This window comes from Streptomyces sp. NPDC054842, assembly GCF_053611025.1.
In genome coordinates this window covers 1-20,593 of sequence record NZ_JBSGZN010000038.1, presented here as the reverse complement: position 1 = coordinate 20,593, position 20,593 = coordinate 1, and the positions used below count along the sequence as shown (strand labels likewise).

The window sequence follows — 20,593 nt, the reverse complement described above, 5'->3', positions numbered from 1 at the left end:
TCCTCGTTCTTTTAGCACCCCGGGGAGCCCAATGGGGCCGCAACGGGCTTTTCCCGGACAGTACGCCCATCCCATGAGCACACTGCTCCCCTGGCCGGTGGACGACCGGCCGGAAAACCACCCTGGGGGGTCCTCATGCGCGTTCGCGCTGTCCTGCCCGCGCTCGTCGGCGCCATGGCTCTGACCGGCACGTTCCTCGCCACCGCTCCGGCCCACGCGGCCGGCAGTGTCTTCATCTACGAGGTGTACTACGACAGTCCCGGCTCGGACGGCGGCTCGAACACGTCGCTGAACGGCGAGTGGGTCCGGATCAAGAACACCACCTCCTCCGCGGTCTCCCTGAAGAACTGGACGCTCAGGGACGACACCGGTTACACCTACACCTTCGGCGACGTGAAGGTCGGCGCGGGGCACAGCAAGAAGGTCCACACCGGGTCCGGCACGAACAACGCGTACGACAAGTACTGGGGCCGTTCCTGGTACGTGTGGAACAACACCGGTGACACGGCCCGGCTGAGCAAGGCGAGCGGCACGCGGGTCGACACGTGCACGTGGTCCTCGCGCGGCGCGGGCTACAAGTACTGCTGACCCGGCCCCGGATTCCTCGCCCGTTCCCGTCCGCCGGTCCGCTCCCCGGCGGGCGGGCGGGACGGTGGACGGGACGGGCGTGAGCCGCGGAGCGGGACAGCGGACGGGGCGGGGGGTCAGCGGATGGGGCGGTGGACGTTCTTGTGCCGGCTGGGTCCAGGGGTCGCGTCCGCGATCCAGGGGCCCTCGCCCGAGGGGTCGACGACGCCGTGCTCCAGCCACGTGTAGGTGCCGGAGAGGACGCCCTTGACCACGGTCCGGTCGACGTCGTCGGTGTTGTTCCAGAGCCGCCCGAAGAGTTCCTCGACGCGGATGCGGGACTGGCGGCAGAAGACGTCGGCGAGCTGGTAGGCCTCCCGGCCGTGGTCCTCGGTGGTGCGCAGGAGTTCGGCGCGCACACAGGCCGCGCTCATCGCGAACAGTTCGGCGCCGATGTCGACGACCCGGCCGAGGAAGCCCTGCTTGGTCTCCATGCGGCCCTGCCAGCGGGACATGGCGTAGAACGTGGAGCGGGCGAGCTTGCGGGCCGTGCGCTCCACGTAGCGCAGGTGTCCGGAGAGGTCGACCTCGTGCTTGAACTCGCTGTAGGAGTTGGGCAGTTGTCCAGGTCCCGCGACGAGCTTGGGCAGCCATTTGGCGTAGAAGACGCCCGCGTTGGCGCCCGCCCGCGCCTTGTCGGACAGGGACTTGTCGGGGTCGATCAGGTCGCCGGCGACCTTCAGGTGGGCGTCGACCGCCTCGCGGGCGATCAGCAGGTGCATGATCTCCGTGGAGCCCTCGAAGATGCGGTTGATGCGCAGGTCGCGCAGGATCTGCTCGGCGGGGACCGCGCGTTCGCCGCGGGCCGCCAGCGACTCGGCGGTCTCGAAGCCGCGCCCGCCGCGGATCTGGACCAGTTCGTCGGCCATCAGGCAGGCCATCTCCGAGCCGTACAGCTTGGCGAGGGCGGCCTCGATGCGGATGTCGTTGCGGTCCTCGTCGGCCATCTGGGACGACAGGTCGAGGACCGCCTCCAGGGCGAACGTCGTCGCCGCGATGAAGGAGATCTTCGTCCCGACCGCCTCGTGGAACGCGACGGGCTTGCCCCACTGCTCGCGGGCCGCCGACCACTCGCGGGCGATCTTCAGGCACCACTTGCCTGCGCCCACGCACATGGCGGGCAGCGACAGCCGCCCGGTGTTCAGCGTGGTCAGGGCGATCTTCAGGCCCGCGCCCTCGGGGCCGATCCGGTTGGCGGCCGGCACCCGGACGCCGTGGAAGCGGGTCACGCCGTTCTCCAGGCCGCGCAGCCCCATGAAGGCGTTGCGGTGCTCGACGGTGACGCCCTCGGACGCGGCCTCCACGACGAAGGCGGTGATGCCGCCCTTGTGCCCCTCGGACTTCGGTACGCGCGCCATGACGACGAGCAGGTCCGCGACGACCCCGTTGGTCGTCCAGAGCTTCACTCCGTCCAGGACGTAGTCGTCCCCGTCCGGGACGGCCGTCGTCGCCAGCCGGGCCGGGTCGGAGCCCACGTCGGGCTCGGTGAGCAGGAACGCCGTGATGTCCGTGCGCGCGCAGCGCGGCAGGAACGCGTCCTTCTGCTCCTGGGTGCCGAAGATCTTCAGCGGCTGCGGTACGCCGATCGACTGGTGCGCGGACAGCAGGGCGCCGATGGCGGGGCTCGCGGAGCCGACCAGGGCGAGCGCCTTGTTGTAGTAGACCTGGGTGAGACCGAGGCCCCCGTACTTGGTGTCGATCTTCATGCCGAGGGCGCCGAGCTCCTTGAGCCCGTTGATCACCTCGTCGGGGATCTGCGCCTCACGCTCGATCCGGGCCGAGTCGATCTTCGTCTCGCAGAAGTCGCGCAGTTTGGCGAGGAACTCCTCGCCGCGCTGGGCGGCCTCGTCGGACGGCATGGGGTGCGGATGGATGAGGTCGAGCCGGAAGCGGCCGAGGAACAGTTCCTTGGCGAAGCTGGGCTTGCGCCAGTCCTGTTCGCGCGCGGCCTCCGCGACCTGTCGGGCCTCACGTTCGGTGACTGTGGGCTGGTGGGGTGTTGCGGACAAGAGGCTCACCTCGCCGCGAATAGGGATCTTGGGGCTGTTCGTTACCGACCGGTGCTACCCGATCGTATGTACCCGATCCGGTCCGGCCCCACCAGTCCTGGCGCAGCGTTCGGCCCAATGCGCGACCGCCTGCCGGAGTCCCGCCCGGCCCGGCAGAAGGGACGCGGGGTGTTGCGTCGGGGCTCCTTTCCGGGGGACCGTCTGGGACACACCCCGGAGCCCGCCGCGGGCGGCCGGGGCCGCCGTACGCGCCGGTGGGGGCCTCCGGGAGACTGCCGCACGCGGGCGTGCGAGACGTCCGGGAGCGCCCGGCGGATCGCGGAGGGAGCGCGGCCCGAGAATCGTGTCGAAGCGCTTCGACAACCTATGGACACCCATCCCCCGTCGAGCTACTGTCGAGCCACCCCCACTCGCCGTTGCCCGCAGCCCGCGCTGTCGAAGCGCTTCACACCATGCTTGGAGAGCCGGATGGTCACCCTCGCCGAGGTCGCCCAGCACGCCGGAGTCTCGGCGAGCACGGTGAGCTATGTCCTCAGCGGCAAGCGGTCCATCTCCGCGGGCACCCGGCAGCGGGTCGAGCGGAGCATCCAGGAACTCGGCTACCACCCGAACGCGGGCGCCCGGGCCCTGGCGAGCAGCCGGTCGAACATCATCGCGCTGATGATCCCGCTCCGCACGGACATGTACGTGCCCGTGATGATGGAGATCGCCATCGCGGTGGCGACCACGGCCCGCACCCACGGGTACGACGTCCTGCTGCTCACCGGCGAGGAGGGCCCGGACGCCATGCGCCGGGTCACCGGCAGCGGGCTCGCCGACGCCATGATCCTGATGGACGTGGAACTGGACGACGAGCGGCTGCCGCTGCTGCGCGAGACCGACCAGCCGGCCGTGCTCATCGGCCTGCCCGCCGACCCCACCGGACTGACCTGCGTCGACCTGGACTTCGGCGCGACGGGGGCCCTGTGCGCCGAGCACCTCGCGAAGCTCGGCCACCATGACATCGCTGTCATCGGCGAGGCGCCCGCCGTCTACGAGCGGCACACGGGCTTCGCCGAGCGCACGCTCGACGGACTCCGCTCCCGCTCGCGGGAACTGGGCCTGCGGGTGCTGCACCGCCCCTGCGAGGGCGGCTACGACGCGATGGCCGTGACCCTCGCCCGGCTCTTCGACGAACGCCCCGGCACCACGGGCTTCGTCGTGCAGAACGAGTCCGCGGTCGAACCGCTGCTCGCGCTGCTGCGCCGGCAGGGCCGCGCCGTGCCCGAGGACGTGTCCGTGATCGCGGTCTGCCCGGACCAGGTCGCCACCCAGGCGTCCGTGCGGCTCACCTCGGTCGCCATCCCGGCGCAGGAGATGGGCCGCCGGGCCGTCGAGCAGCTGATCGCCAAGCTCGACGGGCACGGCAGGGACGACGTCGTCCTGCTCGCGCCGGAGCTGACCGTGCGGGCGAGCACCGGCCCCGCCGCCCTCTGAACCCACCGCCACCACGACACCTCGGCGACCTCCGCCCCGGGGCCACCGAAGGCACCCCCGCCTCGCCCCGGCGCGCCACGGCCGCGCCGGGTCCTGTCGCCACTCCTCATCCCGGGAGCACCCCTCGTGAACCAGCCTGCCCAGAACCCGCCCCAGCAGGGGTCGGTCAGCCTCGCCCAGTCCTCGCCCACGGTCGGCACGTTCCGCGAACGGGACGGCGCGCTGGAGTGGAGCGGCCGCCAGGAGACCGTCCGTATCGAGCCCTGGGGCCCCGACGCCGTCCGCGTCCGCGCCCGCCTCGGCGGCCCCGTCCTGCCGGACCTGCCGGGCGCGCTGCTGGACGAGCCGCCGGCCGCCGCCGGCACCGTCGAGGTGGAGGACGGGCGGGCCCGGCTGACGGTCGGCGCGCTCACCGTCGAGGCCGACGCCGAGGGCATGCTCCGCTTCCTGCGCACCGAGGACGGCGGGGAACTCCTCGCCGAGGAGCGGGCCCACTTCTGGTGGCCGGGCCCGCGCCTCTACACCCCGACCGGCAACGGCCACCACCGCCTGGAGCAGCGGTTCGCCGCGTACGACGGCGAGAAGCTGTACGGCCTCGGACAGCACCAGCACGGGCTGCTGGACCAGAAGGGCGCGGTCCTCGACCTGGTGCAGCGCAACGCCGAGGTGACCATCCCGGTCCTCACGTCCAGCCGCGGCTACACCCTCCTGTGGAACAACCCGGCGATCGGCCGCGTCGAGCTGGCCGGCAACGGCACACGCTGGGTGGCCGACTCCGCCCGCCAGCTCGACTACTGGATCACCGCGGGGAACCCGGCCGACGCGCAGCGCCGCTACAGCGCGGTGACCGGCCGCACCCCGATGCTGCCCGCGTGGGCGGCCGGGTTTTGGCAGTGCAAGCTGCGCTACCGCACCCAGGACGAACTGCTCGCGGTGGCACGGGAGTACCGGCGCCGGGGCCTGCCGCTGGACGTCATCGTGTGCGACTTCTTCCACTGGACGCACCTGGGCGAGTGGAAGTTCGACCCGGCGGAGTGGCCCGACCCGGCCGCGATGCAGCGGGAGCTGGCCGAGCTGGGCGTCGAGCTGGTGGTGAGCGTGTGGCCGTCGGTGTCGCCGCTGTCCGAGAACCACGGGACGATGGAGCAGCGCGGCTACTTCATCGGCACCGAGTACGGCCCGACGGCGCACGCCGACTGGCCCGACAAGGAGGTCGCCTCCACGGTCCAGGTCGCCTTCTACGACGCGACGAACCCCGAGGCCCGCGACTTCGTCTGGTCGAAGATCCGCGACCACTACGTGGAGCCGTACGGCATCAGGTCCTTCTGGCTGGACGCCTGCGAGCCGGAGCTGAAGCCGGGCTTCCAGGAGAACCTGCGCTACCACGCGGGCCCGGGCCTGGAGGTCGGCAACCTGTATCCGCGCGAGAACGCCCGCACGTTCCACGAGGGCATGACGGCCGCCGGGGAGAGCGACATCGTCACCCTCAACCGGTCGGCCTGGGCGGGCAGTCAGCGCTACGGGGCGGCGCTGTGGTCCGGCGACATCGGCACCGACTTCGCGACCCTGCGCCGCCAGATGGCGGCGGGACTGAACACGGCGCTGTCCGGCATCCCCTGGTGGAACACCGACATCGGCGGCTTCCACGGCGGCGACCCGGACGACCCGGCGTACCGCGAGGTGATGGTCCGCTGGTTCCAGTTCGGGGCGCTGTCCCCGCTGATGCGGCTGCACGGTTTCCGCGACCCGGGGATGCCGCTGGGCCCGGAGATGACCGGCGGTCCCAACGAGGTCTGGTCGTACGGCGAGGAGGCCGGCGCGATCATGGAGAAGTACCTGCGGCTGCGGGAGCGGCTGAAGCCGTACGTGCTCGACGTCATGCGGGAGGCCCACGAGGAGGGGCTGCCGGTGATGCGCCCGCTGTTCCTGGAGTTCCCGGACGACCAGGCCGCCTGGTCGGTGGACGACGCGTACCTGTTCGGCGCCGACCTGCTCGTCGCGCCGGTGCTGACGGCGGGGGCCACGGTCCGGACGGCGTATCTCCCGGCGGGCGCGCGCTGGACGGACGCGTGGACCGGCGAGGAGTACGCGGGCGGCGCCCGGGTGACGGTTCCCGCGCCGCTGGACCGCATCCCGCTGTTCCTGCGGGACGGGGCCCGGCTTCCGGTGGCGCCGTAGCCCTCACGGACGAGTGCGGCCGGCCCCGGGAAGGGACCGGCCGCTTTTCCGTGTGTGCGTCAACTGCTGCTGACGGTCAGGCTGTTGGTGGTGAAGTTCAGGCCGCCGGACGAGGACGTGATCTCGTAGCCGAACTGGACGTCACCGATGGTCTCGTTGCCGAACCAGTGCTTGGTGTCCTTGATCCATTTGAGGATCGGGAGGATGTTCACCGTGCCGGACGACGAGTCCGAGGTGCGCAGGAACGAGAAGACCTCGTTGGCGCCGTTGCTGCCCTTGTAGACGGTCCAGGTGTGGCCGCCGAGGGTGACGTTGCCCTGCGAGGTGCCGAGCGGGCCGACGGCGCCGTTGTGGTTGACCCAGAGCATGATCTCGTAGTCGTAGTCGGTGTCCCAGATGTCGTAGGACGTGTTGTACGCGCCGGACGACGGGACCGAGACGTTGTAGCCGCTGCTCAGTGAACCCAGCGAGGTGATCGTCTTGTTGATCACCTTCTTGGCGTTGGGGTACGACTTGATGCCGCCGGTGTTGGGGTGGTTCGCGTTGACGCCCCAGTTGGTCCCGGAGTTGGCCCAGAAGCACTGCGAACCGGCGCCGGAGCCCCAGATGTTGTTGTAGAGGGTGTAGCCGTTCAGCGAGGTGTTGCCCCACTGGTCGCAGGAGCTCCAGACGGCCGCCTGCGCCGGGGCGGAGGCGAGGCCGACGGTGGCGCCGAGGGCGAGCGCGGGGGCCAGCAGCGCCTTGACGATCCGGCGCGGGGTACGTGATGCCATGGTGTCCCTTCCATGGGTGGGGGGAGGTCCGGTGGTGCGGTACTACCGCGGCCCCAGGGTGAGGACGCGGTCCTCTCCGGCGCGCAGGCGGAGCGTCCGCGCCCCGGAGGGAGTCCTGAGTTCGACGTGTGCGGTGCGGGTGGGGCGGACGACGGCCGTGCGGCGGCGGGGGGCCCAGTCGAGGTCGACCTCGGCGCCGAAGCGGGTGCGGACGCCGTGCAGACGGCCTCTCGGGTACGCCGTGGGGAGCGCGGGGAAGAGGACGAGCCGTCCGGGGGTGGAGTGCACGAGCATCTCGATGAGCACGGCCGGGAGGGCGTGGGCGGCGTCCGCGTTGTAGACGTGGCGGTGCGGGTAGTGGCCGCTCATCAGGGAGTCGTGGAAGTAGTCGCCGGCCAGCACGGCGCCGAGGGCGCCCGCCACCCGCTCGCCGTCGCCCAGCCGGGCCGCCACCAGGGCGTGGTGCAGGTGTCCGTGCGCGGAGTCGTTCTCGGCGCCGCGCAGGGCGAGGGCGCGGTGGGCCGCCGCGGCGAGTTCCGGGGTGTCGTACGGGTTGATCTCGTCCAGCGGCCACACCCCGTAGAGGTGGCTGAGGTGCCGGTGGTCGTAGGTGTCGCGCAGTCCGTCCCGCGCCCACTCCGCCAGCGCGCCGTCGGCGTTGATCCGGTGGGGCGGCAGCCGCCGGGCGAGCGCGCGCAGGCGCTCGGCGTCGCCCGGGTGGTGGTCGGCGGCCGTGAGCAGGGCGTGGCGGGCCGCCGAGAGGTCCATGGCGGCGTTGACGGCGACCGGACCGGCGTTCGCGGGGCGGTTCTCCGGTGAGTAGGACGGCACGACGACGAGCCGGCCCTCCTCGTCGGTGCGGGTGAGGAAGTCCTCGTAGAACGCGGCGACCTCGGCGAGGGCGGCGGCCAGCCGCGGGTCCCGTTCGCCGCGGGTCTCGTCGTGGTCCACGAGGGGTTTCAGCAGCCAGTCGGCGCCGGCCGTCCACACGTGCAGCGGATGATCGCGGCTGAAGTGGCAGAGGTGCCCGGACTCCCCGTCGGTGTGGGCGGGGGCGACGACACCGCGGGTGCCGAAGATCGCGCGGGCGTTGTCGCGCCAGTCCGCCAACTGGCCGTACACCAGGGCCGCGTGGGCCTCGGTGACCTCGGGCAGGGCGGCCGCGACGGCGGAGGCGGTCTGGAGGTTCAGGTTGGCGTCGGTGGTGAACGCCCCCGACCAGGCCGTGTCCCACTCCCCCGTCCACAGCCCGGTGAGCCGCGGCGGCAGGGAGCCCGAGGCGGACAGCAGGTGGTACCGGCCCGCCGCGAAGAGCCGTTCGGCGAGTGCGGGACTCTCGGGCCGGCGCAGCAACTCCGAACCTGGCAGCGCGCGTTCGGCCGGGTCGGCGCCCAGGTCCAGGCCCACGCGCAGGTAGGCGGCGCGGTGCCGGGCGGTGTGCCGCTCCAGCAGGCGCTGGTAGGGGTCCTCGTCGCCATCCGGGAGCAGGGCGCGCAGGGCGCGGGCCTCGGCGAGCACGTCCAGCTCTCCCGGGTGCCGCCGTACCCGCGTGAGCAGGAGGACCGCGCGGGCCCCGGTGACCCGGACGCCGGGCGGCGCGGTCACCGTCCGACCGCCGGTGACCACCACGAGGGTCACTCCCGTGTAGGCCGACCCGCTTCCGGGGTATCGGGCCCGCAGGGTGAGGAGCGCGCCCTCGGGGGTCAGGACGGCGCCGTGTCCCACCCCGAGGTCCCGCGGGGCGCCCGGCAGCCGGTGGTCGAGCGTCACGTCGGCGGTGAGGCCCGGCCCGCGCACGTACTGCACGACGACGTCGTCGGCGCGGGAGACGAAGACGTCGGCGCGCCGGCCGTCGCACTCGGAGCGCACGACGCCGGTGGTGAAGTCGATCTCCCGCCGGTAGGAGGTCCACGGGGCGCCGGGTCCGCGCAGCCGTACCTGGAAGGCGGGGTGGAAGGGCCGCACCCACCGCAGCGGCCGGCCGTCGGTGAAGTCGTCGCCCGCGGCGGTGTCCCCGGCGAGCAGGCGGTCCTGGAGCCCGGGAAGCGCGGCGGCCAGCGCGGGCGGCCGGGTGTGGTCGCCGCCGTTCGGCCGGACCAGGCGGTGGTGGTTGACGACGATCCGCTCGTCGTCCGGACCGCCGAACACCATGACACCGTGCCGGCCGTTGCCGCTCAGGAAGGCGTCCTCCCAGCGGGCGGCGGGCGCCGGCTCCCAGGTGCCGTGCACGGGCTCACTCATCGGCCGCCTCCAGCACGGCCACGCCGTAGCGGCCCAGCTCGACGGTGTCCGTGACGCGGTCGCCGGTGAGCAGGTCGCGGTGGCGTCCGGGGACGCGCACGGTGACCGTGCCGTGTCCGTGGTGGAGCAGGAACAGCAGCCCGCCGCGGCGTACCGCCTCGACCCGGTCGGGGAGCGCGTCGAGCGGCGGCCGGACCCCGGCGTCCGCGGCGATCCCGGCCAGCAGGCCGCGCAGCGCCTCCGGCTCGGGGAGCGTGGAGAAGTACCAGGCGCGGCCCTTGCGCAGTACGGCCGGGAGCCCGTCCAGTTCGCCTCCCCGGTACGGCGTGACGCCGTCGGGGTCCGCCGCCTCGATCTCCTCGGACCACAGGGTGCCGCGGAACCCCTCGACGCCGACGTGCTCACCGGCGTCGAGCGGCCACCACTCGTGCAGGGTGCGGATGCCGAAGAGGTCGCGCAGCCGGGCGTCCATGCCGCCGGGGCGCACCCGGTCGTCCTCGTCCGCGACGCCGGTCAGGAAGCCGGAGACGAGGGTGCCGCCGTCCCGTACGTACGTCACGAGGTTGTCGGTCGCGGCGTCCGTCAGCAGGTACAGCTGCGGGACGACGACGAGCCGGTACGCGGACAGGTCGTGTTCGGGGTGGGCGAAGGTGACCGTGGTGTGCGTCTCCCACAGGGCGCGGTGCCAGGCGCGGACGACCGCCGGGAGGTCGACCTCGGTGGAGGGCCGGCCGTCCTGGAGGCCCGCCCACCAGGCGTGCCAGTCCAGCAGGAGCGCGACGTCGGCGCCCTCGACCCGGGTGCCGGCCACCCGCTCGCCCAGCCGGGCCAGTTCCGCCCCGATCCGCTTGACCTCCTGGAAGGCGCGGCCCTGTTCGCCGGCGTGGCCGAGCATCCCGGAGTGGAACTTCTCGGCGCCCTGGCGGGACTGCCGCCACTGGAAGTAGCAGACGGCGTCGGCGCCGCGGGCCACGGCCTGGAGGGACCACAGGCGGTTCAGGCCCCGCGGCTTGGGGTGGTTCACGCCACGCCAGTTGACCGGTCCCGCAGCCTGCTCCATGACCATCCAGGGGCCGCCGCGGGCCTGCGCGCGGGTCATGTCGTGGATCAGCGCGGAGTACTGGCCGCCGTCGGGGTCGCGGGGGTCGGGGTAGACGTCGACGGAGACGACATCCTCCTCGGCCGCCCACGCCCAGGCGTCCTGCCCCTGCCAGAACGGCATGAAGTTGGTGGTCACCGGGATGTCCGGGGTGTGCCGGGCGACGATGTCGCGTTCGGCGAGGTAGCACTCCATGAGGGCGTCGGAGGTGAAGCGCCGGAAGTCGAGCACCTGGGCGGGGTTGTTCATGTACTGGGCGCGGCGGGGCGGGATGATCTCGTCCCAGGTGTCGTGGCGCTGGCTCCAGAAGGCGGTGCCCCAGGCCGTGTTGAGCGCGCCGAGTGTCCCGTAGCGGCGGAGCAGCCAGGTGCGGAAGGCGCGGGCGGCCTCGTCGCCCCAGTCGTGCGTGCAGTACTCGTTGTTGATGTGCCACATGGTGAGGGCGGGGTGGCCGCCGTAGCGGGCGGCGAGGTCCTCGGTGATGGCGGCGGCGTGATGGCGGTAGACGGGGCTGGAGTGCGAGAAGTGCTGGCGCGAGCCCCACCACACCGTCTGCCCGTTCTCGTCGCGCGGCAGCGTCTCGGGGTGCAGCCGGCCCATCCACGGGGGCGGGGCGGCGGTGGGGGTGGCGAGGACGACACCGACGCCGTTCCCGTGCAGCAGGTCCATCAGCCGGTCGAGCCAGCCGAACTCCCGTGCTCCCGGACGGGGTTCGAGCCGGGCCCAGGAGAAGACGCCGACGGTGACGGAGTTGACGCCCGCGTCCTTCATGAGCCGTACGTCGTCCTGCCAGGTCTCCTCGGGCCACTGCTCGGGGTTGTAGTCGCCGCCGAACAGGAGGCGGCCCCGGGTGGCGTCACCGAGGGCGGGCATCAGGCCGGGTCCCCGTACTGGATGCCCCGGCCGTTGGTGCCGAGGTAGACGCGGCCGTGGATGCGGGGGTCGCCGGTGACGACCTCGCCGGTCCAGCCCCACTGGTGGGCGTCGTCGTTGACGCGCACCCAGGTCCGCGCCTCGTCGTCGGACCGCAGGACGGCGGTGACCGTGTCCGTCGAGCCGACCTGGTAGAGCGCGGGATAGCCGGCGCCCCGGGCCGCGCGGCCGAAGCCGAGGGTGTACGAGGACCGGCAGCCGGGGACCCTGGTGAAGCGCGCGCCCCCGTCGGTGGACCGGTACAGGCCCTCGCCCTTGGCGGAGAGCCACAGGTCGCCGGTCCGTCCCGGGGCCGCGGCCACCCTGAACTGGCTGTCGCCAAAGGGCAGTCCGCTCGCCCGGGCCGCGAAGGACGCGCCGCCGTCGGTGCTGGCGTACAGCGTTCCGGTGCCGGTGTCGTACGCGTGGAACAGCGCCGGGTCGACCGGGTCGGCGACCGGTGTCGCGCCCTTGGGGAAGGAGGCGACCTCGGTCCAGGTCGCGCCGCCGTCCGCGGAGCGGTGGGCCGCGTACCTCGTGCCGTCCCAGTGCACGAAGGACCACAGCAGGACCGAGCCGTCGGCGTTCACCGCGATCGGGCCGGGCGCGTCCTTCGCGACGGCGGGCTGGGCGGCGAAGGGCTTCCAGGTGCGCCCGCCGTCGTGGGAGTACGCGCCGTTGCCATGGTCGCCCCAGCCGGTGCGGACGACGTACGACGGCCGGGCCGCGGCCTGCGCGAGCCCGGTCGCCGAGCCGAAGACGGGGTTCGCGGCCATCCCGGGCGACGGGGAGGCGGTCAGCCGCTCGTGGTACATCACGCCGATGTCCCCGAGGCCGCTGATCAGGTGCGCCGCCCCCGCCGGGGGCGAGATCAGGTGGCGTACAGCCGTCTCCTCCAGGCCGCGGATCCAGAGGGACCAGTGGGTGAGGTCGCGGGTGGCGTAGACGGTCGCGCCGGTCCCGTAGGCGAGGTGCCGCGAGTCGTAGGGGTCGACGGCGACCGTCTGGATCCACCAGCCGAACTTGGGCTGCTCACCGCCCCAGGCGAGGTAGGGCGTCTCGCTCACGTCGAGGACGGCGGTGTCCTTGAGGGAGGTCCAGGTGCGGCCGCCGTCGGTGGTGCGCAGGAGGGTGTCGACGGCCGCCCAGCGGTTGTTGGTGGAGACGACGGCGGTGCCGGGGCGGCGCGCGTCGACGGCCACCCCGCCGTAGCCGAAGGTGTCGGCCGGGTCTCCTCCCCCGCCGCCGGACGGCCGTACGGGTGTGACATCGGTCCAGGTCCCGCCTGCGGTCCGCAGCTTGTGCACGCTGCCGTCGGTCTGGCCGTTGGGTCCGGGCGCGTCGGCGTAGGTGACGTACAGCTCACGGGTGTGCGCGTCGAACGCCGCCCGGACCGGGATCCTGGCCGAAGTGCCGGAGGGCTGCCCCGGGACGGCCTCCCAGGTGGCGCCGTCGGCCGTGCGGTAGAGGTTCGCCGTGCCCGCGGTGCCGTCGCCGTCGCCCCAGCCCGCGTAGAGGGTGCGGCCGGCCGCGACGAGCAGGGTGACGCCCTGGCCGGTGGCGCTCGGCCGGGCGGGAAACGCCGGCACGCGGGACCAACTGGCGCCCCGGTCAGTCGACTTGAGCAGACCGTCGTGGCGGGTGCCGAGCCAGAGGGTGTCGCTGTCCCGCGGGTCGACGAGGAGCCGTTCGCCCGTGCCGCGGCCGTCCTCGTTGGCGCCGAGCCGGACGTCCAGGTCGGTGCGGGTCCAGGTGGCGCCGCGGTCCTCGGAGCGCAGGACGGCACCGGGTCCGGCCCACGACTGGGCGTAGGTGCCGAGCGCCAGGTACAGCCGGTCCGGGTGGGCGGCGTCGACGGCGACGGCCTCGACGCCGAGGAGGTTCCAGTCGTCCCAGCCGAGGTGATCGGTGAGCGGGATCCAGCGGGCGGTGCGCTCGTCGCGGCGGTAGGCGCCGCCGATGTCGGTACGGGCGTAGGCGAGACCGCGCACGGAGGGGTGGAAGAGGAGTCCGGTGACGAAACCGGTGCCGCCGATGACGACGTTGCGCCAGCGGTAGGGGGCCGCCCCGGGTTCCCCGGCGGCTCGGGCCGGGGCGGCGAGGGCGGGGACGGCGGTGAGGGCGGCGGTGGCGGCGGTCCCGGCGAGCACGGTCCGCCGGCTCGGTCGCGACGTGGGCATGACATACCTCGTTCCTGAGAGCGTGGGGAGGGGGCCCGTCGGGGACGGGGATGCCGAGCGGCCGGCCGGTGCCGGGGCCGGACGGGGCTGGCCGGCGCGCGTCAGCCCTTCACGGCGCCGGTGAGCATGCCCTTCTTGAAGTGCCGCTGGACGAAGGGCGAGAGCACCGCGACCGGGAGCAGCGCCAGCACCATGACCGCCATCTGGACGGCCAGCGCGGACAGTTCGCCCGTCTTGATGGCCTGCCCCATCCCGACCGGCGGCTCCTGCTTCTGGACGAGCTGGATCATGACGTTCTGCAGCGGCATCATGTCCTGGTCGCTCAGGTAGATGGAGGCGTTGAACCAGGCGCTCCAGTAGCCGACGGCGTAGAAGAGCGTGATCACCGCGATGACCGCGCGGGACAGCGGCACCACGATCTGCCAGAGGATCCGCCAGTCCCCCGCGCCGTCGATCCGCGCGCTGTCGACGAGTTCCTGGGAGATGCCCATGAAGAAGCCGCGCAGCACGAGGACGTTGAAGACGCTGACGGCGCTCGGCAGGATCAGCGCGAGGTAGGTGTCCGTCAGCCCCAGCGACTGCACCAGCAGGTACGTGGGGATGAGGCCCGCGCCGAAGAACATCGTGGCGAGCAGGGTCATGAGGAACCAGCGGTGCCCGACCGACCCGGTCCGGGACAGCCCGTACGCGGCGAGGACGGACACCGTCATGGAGAACAGCGTGCCGACGAGGGTGACGCCCAGGCTGACGAGGGTGGCGCGGGTGACCTGGCCGCCGCTCAGCAGTTCCTGGTACGCGATGAAGGTGACGCCCCTGGGGACCACCACCAGGCCGCCCGCGTCGGTGATGGTCTCCTTCGAGGACAGGCTGGTGACGGCGACGATCCACAGCGGGAACAGGACGGCCAGGCAGGCACCGGCCAGCACGATGCCCTTGCCCGCGAGTCCGGCCCGGCCGGGCGTCTCCTCCCAGGCGGGCCTCGGCGGTGCGGCCCAGCGTCCCGGGGTCTTCGGCCGGGGCCCGGTCACGGCGCTCACTTCTTGTACACCCCCTGCTCGCCCATGAGATGGGCCACCTTGTTCGCGGCGAGGACCAGCCCGAGGCTGACCACGCCCTTGATCAGACCGGCCGCGGCCGCGTAGCTGAAGTCCTGGTTGCGGACGCCGTTCCACCACACGTAGGTGTCGAGGACCTCGGAGGCGCCGGGGCCCACCGCGTCCCGTTGCAGCAGGATCTGTTCGAAGCCGACGGTGAGCGCGTCGCCGACCCGCAGCACCAGCAGCAGGGCGATCACCGGGCGCAGGGCGGGCAGCGTGACGTGCCACAGGCGGCGCAGGCGCCCGGCGCCGTCCATCGCCGAGGCCTCGTACAGGTCGGGGCTCACCGAGGCCAGCGCGGCGAGGAAGACGATGACGCCCCAGCCGGCGTCCTTCCAGACGCCCTCCGCCGTCACCAGGAACTTGAAGATCCCCGGGTCCGTCATCAGGTCGAAGCCCTCGTACCCGTGCTGCCGCAGGGTCTGCGCGATGATGCCGGCGCCGCCGAAGATCTGCTGGAAGACGGTGACGACCAGCACCCAGGAGAAGAAGTGCGGCAGGTAGAGGATCGCCTGGGACACCGCCCGCACCCGGGGCCTGATCACGCTGTTGATCAGCAGCGCGAGCGCGATGGGGACGGGGAAGAAGAGCACGAGCTGCAGCGCGAACAGGACGAGGGTGTTCCGCACGGCGTCCCAGAACGCCGAGTCCTCGAAGATCCGGGTGAACTGCTCGAAGCCCACCCAGGGGCTGTGGAAGACGGCGACGAAGCCGTTGTCGCCGACGTAGGGGTCGTACTCCTGGAAGGCGACGACGTTGCCGAGGATCGGTATGTAGTTGAAGACCAGGACCAGCAGGACGGCCGGCAGCGTCATCAGGACCAGGGTGCGGTCCCGCCGGAAGCGGGTGCGGAAGGAGCCGTTCTCCGCGGCGCGGGCGGCCCGGGGGGCCCGGCCGCCCGCGGTGGCCCTCGCGCGGCCGGCGGACGGCTCGGCGGTGTCCGCCGCCGAGGACGCGGCCGTGCGGGCGGGGCCCGGTGCGGTGCTGTGTGCCACCTCGTCACCCCTGGGCGGAGCCGGTGTCGTCCAGCAGCTTGCGGTACCAGTCCCGCAGCTTGTCGCCGCCCTGGCTCTTCCAGTCCGACACGGCCTGCTGCATGTCGCCGGTCTTCCTGCGGCCGCGGACGATGTCGTCCTCCAGCTGCTCGAAGTCGTTGGAGAGGTTGGTGTAGCGGGCCGGCTCGGTGATCTGGAGGCCGTAGAAGGGGGACTTCTTGGTGAAGGCGCCCATCCGCTGCTGCCACCGCACCTGGTCCGCCGCGATGTCGGGGAAGTCGGGGTGCGCGATGGTCGGGGCGGGACTCGCCAGCATCACGTACGCGTTCAGGACCTCCTGGTTGCCCTTGTCGTTCTTCACGGGCGTGCCGTCCTGCACGGTGTAGTGCGTGCCCTCCACCCCGTAGTTGGTGAGCATGTACTCCTGGGTGCCGTACGGGGCGGCGGAGACGTTCGCGGCGGCCAGCACGTCGTGGACCACGGCCTTGGACGCCTTCTTGTTGACGAAGGCGAAGATGCCCGCGGGCGAACCGGCCCAGAGCCGGGGGTCGCCCCCGTCGTGGCCGAAGATGTCCATGCCCGCGATGCGGAAGTCCTTCTGGTGGCCCGCCTGCTCGGCCGTCTTGCCCCACCAGTCCGAGATGTTCTGGTTGTACATCAGGACCTCGCCGGCGGTGAAGCGCTGGCCCGCGTTGCCCTGGTTGGCCGCCCTGGCCTCGGGGTGGACGACACCGGCCGCGTACAGCTTGCGCGTCCACTCCAGCGCGTCGAGGTACTCCTCGGTCTCCACCCGGTAGACCAGCTTGCCGTCGACGAGGTTCCAGCCGAGGGGCTTCTCGCTCCCGGACAGCACACCGAAGACGTTGAAGGCGGTCCACTTCATGTCGTCGCAGGCCCACACCTTCGCCCTGGCGTTGGTGATGTCCTTGGCGAGGGCGAGGAACTCCGCTGCGGAGGAGGGCAGTTCGTAGCCCTCCTTGTCGAAGACGTCCTTGCGGTAGAAGGGCACGATGCCGGTGACGGTCGGCGCGGGCTGCGGCAGGCCGCGCAGCTTGCCGCCGAAGATGGAGTACTTCCACGCGTCGCTCGGGATGGCGGCGAGGTTCGGGTACTCCTTCACCCGGTCGCCGGAGAGGTAGGGGCCGAGGTCGGCGAACTTGCTGATGATGGCGCTCGGGATCTTGCCCCCCATGTTCCAGCTGGGGATCACCACGACGTCCGGCAGGTCGCTGGAGGCGAGGACCGCGCCGAGCTTCTCGTCGTACGTGTTGCCGTCCTGGTTCTGCCAGACGATGTCGGCGCCGATTCTGGCGTTCATCGCCGCGTAGTAGGCGTTGCTGCCCTTCGGGGGCGTCCCCCAGAAGGGCGACATGACGCGGACGGTGCCGCCCTTGCCGAGCTTGCGCGGTACCGAGGTCTTCAGCCCGGCGAGGGAGAGCTCGCCGGTGAAGCCGGCCGCGGAGCCGTTCTTCGCGGGGATGTCCGGCGTCACCACGCTCTGCGCCACGAAGGCGGGGAGGATGCGCTGCGCGTCCTTGCCCGAGGTCGTCCCCTCCTTGGAGCCGCCGTCGGACCCGCCGCAGGCGGCGAGCAGCGGCATCCCGCCGGCCACGGCGGTCGCGGCCACCGCCGTGGAGGCGAGGAAGCTTCTCCGGCTGGGGCCGGAGGTGGCGGAGTTCGGCGTCATTGCGTCAACCCTTCGTGGCGCACAGCAGGACACCCGGCGGGGAGCCGTCGGCTGCGGTGTCTCGAGTGGAACTGGCTGAGCTGAAGCGGTCCCCGGCGGACTACGCACCCCAGGACGGGCTCTCGCCGCCTGTCGAAGCGCTTCGATGTTGCTGCGAGGTTAAGTGAACACCCAGGGGCGCACAAGAGCCGATCCCAACATTCCTGGGCGCCGCCACGGGCCGGGTCGGACGGTCCACGGTGCTTGAAAATCCAATGAGGGAACGGAGTTGTTGCCCCGAGGTGTCTTGACACCCCGCCTCGGCCGCCCGAGCATCGAAGCGCTTCGAAAGCGCCCCGTCGCTCCATCGCAAAGGGACCCTCACGTGACCGCACCCCCGCCCTCCGCGCCGCCTTTCCGCGATGCGCGGCTGCCGTTCGCGAAGCGCATCGACGATCTGCTGGCACGGCTCACGCTCGACGAACGCCTCGCGTTCCTGCACCAGTTCGCGCCCCCGGTGGAGCGCCTCGGCATCGCCGCCTTCCGCACCGGACAGGAGGCCCTGCACGGAGTGGCGTGGATGGGCCCGGCGACCGTGTTCCCGCAGGCCGTGGGGCTCGGCGCGACCTGGAACGAGGACCTCGTCCGCCGGGTGGGCGAAGCCGTCTCCCGGGAGGCCCGCGCCATGCGCGCCCGCGACGACCGCGTCGGCCTCAACGTCTGGGCGCCCACGGTCAATCTGCTGCGCCACCCGCTGTGGGGACGCAACGAGGAGGGCTACTCCGAGGACCCGGTGCTCACCTCGGCCATCGCCACCGCGTACACCCGGGGCCTGCGCGGCGACCATCCCGTGTACTGGCGCACGGCCCCCGTGCTCAAGCACTGGCTGTCCCACAACAACGAGACCGACCGGGACACCTCGTCCTCGTCCGTGCGCCCGCGCGTGCTGCACGAGTACGACCTGCGCGCCTTCCGTGCGACGGTGGAGGCGGGCGCGGTGGCCGGCGTGATGCCCGCGTACAACCTGGTCAACGGCCGCCCCAACCACGTCTCGCCGTACCTGCGCGAGCAGTTGCGCACCTGGACGGACCAGGAGCTGCTGGTCTGCTCGGACGCGGGAGCACCCTCGAACCTGGTCGAATCCGAGCACTACTTCGACACCCACGAGGAGGCCGTCGCGGCCGCGGTGCGGGCCGGGGTGGACAGCTTCACGGACCACGGCACGGACAGCTCGAAGACCGTCGCCCGTCTCCGGGGGGCCCTCGCGCGGGGGCTGCTGAGCGAGGCGGACGTCGACGCGGCGGTCCGCAGGCAGCTCTCGGTGCGCTTCCGGCTCGGCGAGTTCGACCCGGAGGCCGATCCCTTCGCGGACACGGACGACTTCGACACCCCGGCCCACCGGGCGCTCACCCGGGAGGCGGCCGAGCAGGCCGTGGTGCTGCTGAAGAACGACGGACTGCTGCCGCTCGCGGAGGGCACCCGCGTCGCCGTCGTCGGCCTGCTCGCCGACGAGTGCAAGCTCGACTGGTACAGCGGCACCCTCCTGCACCGCTCGACACCTCTGGAGGGCCTGTACGAGCGCCTCGGCGCCGACCGGGTCGCCTTCGCCGAGGGCGTGGACCGAATACGGCTGCGGACGTCGGCCGGGACGTACCTGAGCGTGCCCGAGGCGCCGGACGCGGCCGACGGGGTGCGCGGCGCCGGGGGCGCGCTGGACCCGGCGCTCGTCGCGGGCCGGACCGACCTGCCCCCGCTCACCGCGGACGCCCGCGGCACCGAATTCGCGCTGACCGACTGGGGCGACGGCGTGCTGACCCTGCGCGCGCCCGACGGACGCCACCTCTCCGTCGCCGAGGACGGCTTCGTGCGCGCCTCGGCCGACCAGCCCGGCGGCTGGGTCGTCCAGGAGACGTTCCGCCTGGAACCCTCCACGGCACATGGGAGTGGGCACCTCCTGAAGCACCTGGGGACGGGCGGACACGTCTGTGTCGCCGCCGACGGCGTGAAGGTTGCCGGGCGGGACGCGGAGATCCTCGACGTGGAGGTCGTGGAGCGGGGCGAGGACGCGGTGGCCCGGGCCGCGGCCGACGCCGACGTGGTCCTCGTGGTCGCCGGGAACGACCCGCACATCAACGGCCGCGAGACCGAGGACCGTACGACGCTGCGCCTGCCCGCGCACCAGGAGCGGCTGCTGCGGGCGGCCCGGGCCGCGAACCCCGCGACCGTCCTGGTCCTGGTCTCCGCCTACCCGTACGCGGTGGACCCCGCGGACCTTCCCGCCGTCCTGTGGACCGCGCACGGCGGCCAGGCGGCGGGCACCGCGCTGGCGGGCATCCTGACCGGCGACGTCTCGCCCGCCGGCCGCCTCCCGCAGACCTGGTACGCCTCCGACGACGACCTGCCGGACCTCCTCGACTACGACGTGATCGGCGGCCGCCAGACCTGCCTGTACTTCGAGGGCACCCCGCTGTTCCCGTTCGGGCACGGCCTGTCGTACGCGTCGTTCGCGTACGCGGACCTGCGGGCGACGTCGGGCCCGGACGCGGTGCACGTCTCCTTCACCGTCACCAACACCGGCGCGGTGACGGCCGACGAGGTCGCCCAGCTCTACGTCCGCGCCGTCGACCCGTCCGTGCCGCGCCCCCGCCGCGAACTGGCCGGACACCGCCGCGTCCGCCTGGACCCCGGCTCCTCGGCCGCGCTCTCCTTCGAACTGCCGCTGTCCGTCTTCGAGTTCTGGGACGTGGCGCACGGCCGGTGGCGGCTGGAGCCGGGCCCGTACGAGGTCCTGGCGGGCGCGTCCAGCGAGGACGTCCGGCTCCGCGCGACGCTCGGCCTCGCCGGCGAGCCCGCGGGCCCCCGCCCGGTCCGCGAACGCGGCCTGGACGGGGCCGACTTCGACGAACACCACGGCACCCGGATCGTCGACGCCACCAGGACGGCGGGGGACGCGGTGACGCCGCTGGGCGACGGCCCGGGCGAACTGGTCTACCGGGCCTGCGACTTCAGGGCCGGCGTCACCGCGGTCACCGCCGAGGTGTCCGGCGAGGGGACCGTGGAGATCTCCCTGGACGGGGGCCCGGCCCTCGCGACACTCACCCTGCCGCCGACGAAGGGCCCCTACGACTGCACCACCCTGGACGCCCCGTTCCGGGCCGCCGGTGTGCACGACGTCCACCTCACGCTGCGCGGCACGCTGCGGCTCGCGCACGTCGGCTTCTCCGGCTGAGGGTCCGGGCGGGCCGACACAGGGCTGTCTCTTATACACATCTGACGCTGCCGCCGATAGGGGGGGTGTAGTGGTCGGTAGTGGCCGTAGCAGTATCAGACGGGCGGGGGC

12 protein-coding genes are annotated in these 20,593 nt (G+C 72.6%); 4 read left to right on the top strand and 8 right to left on the bottom strand.

Going from position 1 to position 20,593, the window contains the following annotated elements:
• The first annotated feature begins 135 nt into the window (after positions 1 to 135).
• The gene (locus ACWGIS_RS26335) at positions 136 to 588 is read left to right on the top strand and encodes a lamin tail domain-containing protein (protein WP_453364915.1); all 453 of its coding nucleotides are present in this window, start codon (positions 136 to 138) and stop codon (positions 586 to 588) included.
• Positions 589 to 704: 116 nt separating this feature from the next.
• Here ACWGIS_RS26335 and ACWGIS_RS26330 read toward each other — a convergent pair whose 3' ends face one another.
• Entirely contained in the window at positions 705 to 2,645 is a 1,941-nt protein-coding gene (locus ACWGIS_RS26330) for an acyl-CoA dehydrogenase family protein (RefSeq protein ID WP_453364914.1), read from the bottom strand.
• A 459-nt stretch (positions 2,646 to 3,104) separates the two neighbouring features.
• Here ACWGIS_RS26330 and ACWGIS_RS26325 point away from each other — a divergent pair, with 459 nt between their 5' ends.
• Positions 3,105 to 4,112 carry a LacI family DNA-binding transcriptional regulator gene (locus tag ACWGIS_RS26325; protein WP_453364913.1) on the top strand — a complete coding sequence of 336 codons (1,008 nt, stop codon included), beginning with the start codon at positions 3,105 to 3,107 and terminating at the stop codon, positions 4,110 to 4,112.
• Between the two features lie 126 nt (positions 4,113 to 4,238).
• Complete coding sequence (locus ACWGIS_RS26320; RefSeq protein WP_453364912.1) at positions 4,239 to 6,290, top strand: glycoside hydrolase family 31 protein; 2,052 nt, start codon at positions 4,239 to 4,241, stop codon at positions 6,288 to 6,290.
• Positions 6,291 to 6,349: 59 nt separating this feature from the next.
• On the opposite strand, the gene ACWGIS_RS26315 is transcribed toward ACWGIS_RS26320, so the two are convergent.
• From ACWGIS_RS26315 to ACWGIS_RS26285, 7 genes are all read right to left on the bottom strand, one after another.
• On the bottom strand, positions 6,350 to 7,063 hold the full coding sequence (locus tag ACWGIS_RS26315; protein ID WP_453364911.1) for a glycoside hydrolase family 12 protein: 714 nt from the start codon (positions 7,061 to 7,063) through the stop codon (positions 6,350 to 6,352).
• A 42-nt stretch (positions 7,064 to 7,105) separates the two neighbouring features.
• Positions 7,106 to 9,304 (bottom strand): glycosyl hydrolase family 95 catalytic domain-containing protein, encoded by a 2,199-nt coding sequence (locus ACWGIS_RS26310; RefSeq protein ID WP_453364910.1) that lies wholly within the window; start codon positions 9,302 to 9,304, stop codon positions 7,106 to 7,108.
• On the bottom strand, positions 9,297 to 11,276 hold the full coding sequence (locus tag ACWGIS_RS26305) for a beta-galactosidase (RefSeq protein WP_453364909.1): 1,980 nt from the start codon (positions 11,274 to 11,276) through the stop codon (positions 9,297 to 9,299). The genes ACWGIS_RS26310 and ACWGIS_RS26305 overlap by 8 nt, the downstream gene beginning before the upstream one ends.
• Entirely contained in the window at positions 11,276 to 13,495 is a 2,220-nt protein-coding gene (locus ACWGIS_RS26300; RefSeq protein WP_453364908.1) for a WD40/YVTN/BNR-like repeat-containing protein, read from the bottom strand. Before ACWGIS_RS26300 ends, ACWGIS_RS26305 begins: the two co-directional genes overlap by 1 nt.
• A gap of 101 nt (positions 13,496 to 13,596) precedes the next feature.
• A complete protein-coding gene (locus ACWGIS_RS26295) occupies positions 13,597 to 14,532 on the bottom strand; it encodes a carbohydrate ABC transporter permease (RefSeq protein WP_453364907.1) in 936 nt (311 codons plus the stop codon).
• Positions 14,529 to 15,587 (bottom strand): ABC transporter permease, encoded by a 1,059-nt coding sequence (locus ACWGIS_RS26290; protein WP_453364906.1) that lies wholly within the window; start codon positions 15,585 to 15,587, stop codon positions 14,529 to 14,531. Before ACWGIS_RS26290 ends, ACWGIS_RS26295 begins: the two co-directional genes overlap by 4 nt.
• A 4-nt stretch (positions 15,588 to 15,591) precedes the next feature.
• Entirely contained in the window at positions 15,592 to 17,274 is a 1,683-nt protein-coding gene (locus ACWGIS_RS26285) for an extracellular solute-binding protein (protein WP_453364905.1), read from the bottom strand.
• Between the two features lie 364 nt (positions 17,275 to 17,638).
• Here ACWGIS_RS26285 and ACWGIS_RS26280 point away from each other — a divergent pair, with 364 nt between their 5' ends.
• A complete protein-coding gene (locus ACWGIS_RS26280) occupies positions 17,639 to 20,482 on the top strand; it encodes a glycoside hydrolase family 3 C-terminal domain-containing protein (protein WP_453364904.1) in 2,844 nt (947 codons plus the stop codon).
• The last annotated feature ends 111 nt before the right edge of the window (positions 20,483 to 20,593 follow it).

Bases quoted from the DNA above. Each gene is read 5' to 3' on its own strand.
- ACWGIS_RS26285 (WP_453364905.1), bottom strand. From the start codon at position 17,274: ATGACGCCGAACTCCGCCACCTCCGGCCCCAGCCGGAGAAGCTTCCTC.
- ACWGIS_RS26300 (WP_453364908.1), bottom strand. From the start codon at position 13,495: ATGCCCACGTCGCGACCGAGCCGGCGGACCGTGCTCGCCGGGACCGCC.
- ACWGIS_RS26315 (WP_453364911.1), bottom strand. From the start codon at position 7,063: ATGGCATCACGTACCCCGCGCCGGATCGTCAAGGCGCTGCTGGCCCCC.
- ACWGIS_RS26335 (WP_453364915.1), top strand. From the start codon at position 136: ATGCGCGTTCGCGCTGTCCTGCCCGCGCTCGTCGGCGCCATGGCTCTG.
- ACWGIS_RS26325 (WP_453364913.1), top strand. From the start codon at position 3,105: ATGGTCACCCTCGCCGAGGTCGCCCAGCACGCCGGAGTCTCGGCGAGC.
- ACWGIS_RS26310 (WP_453364910.1), bottom strand. From the start codon at position 9,304: ATGAGTGAGCCCGTGCACGGCACCTGGGAGCCGGCGCCCGCCGCCCGC.
- ACWGIS_RS26305 (WP_453364909.1), bottom strand. From the start codon at position 11,276: ATGCCCGCCCTCGGTGACGCCACCCGGGGCCGCCTCCTGTTCGGCGGC.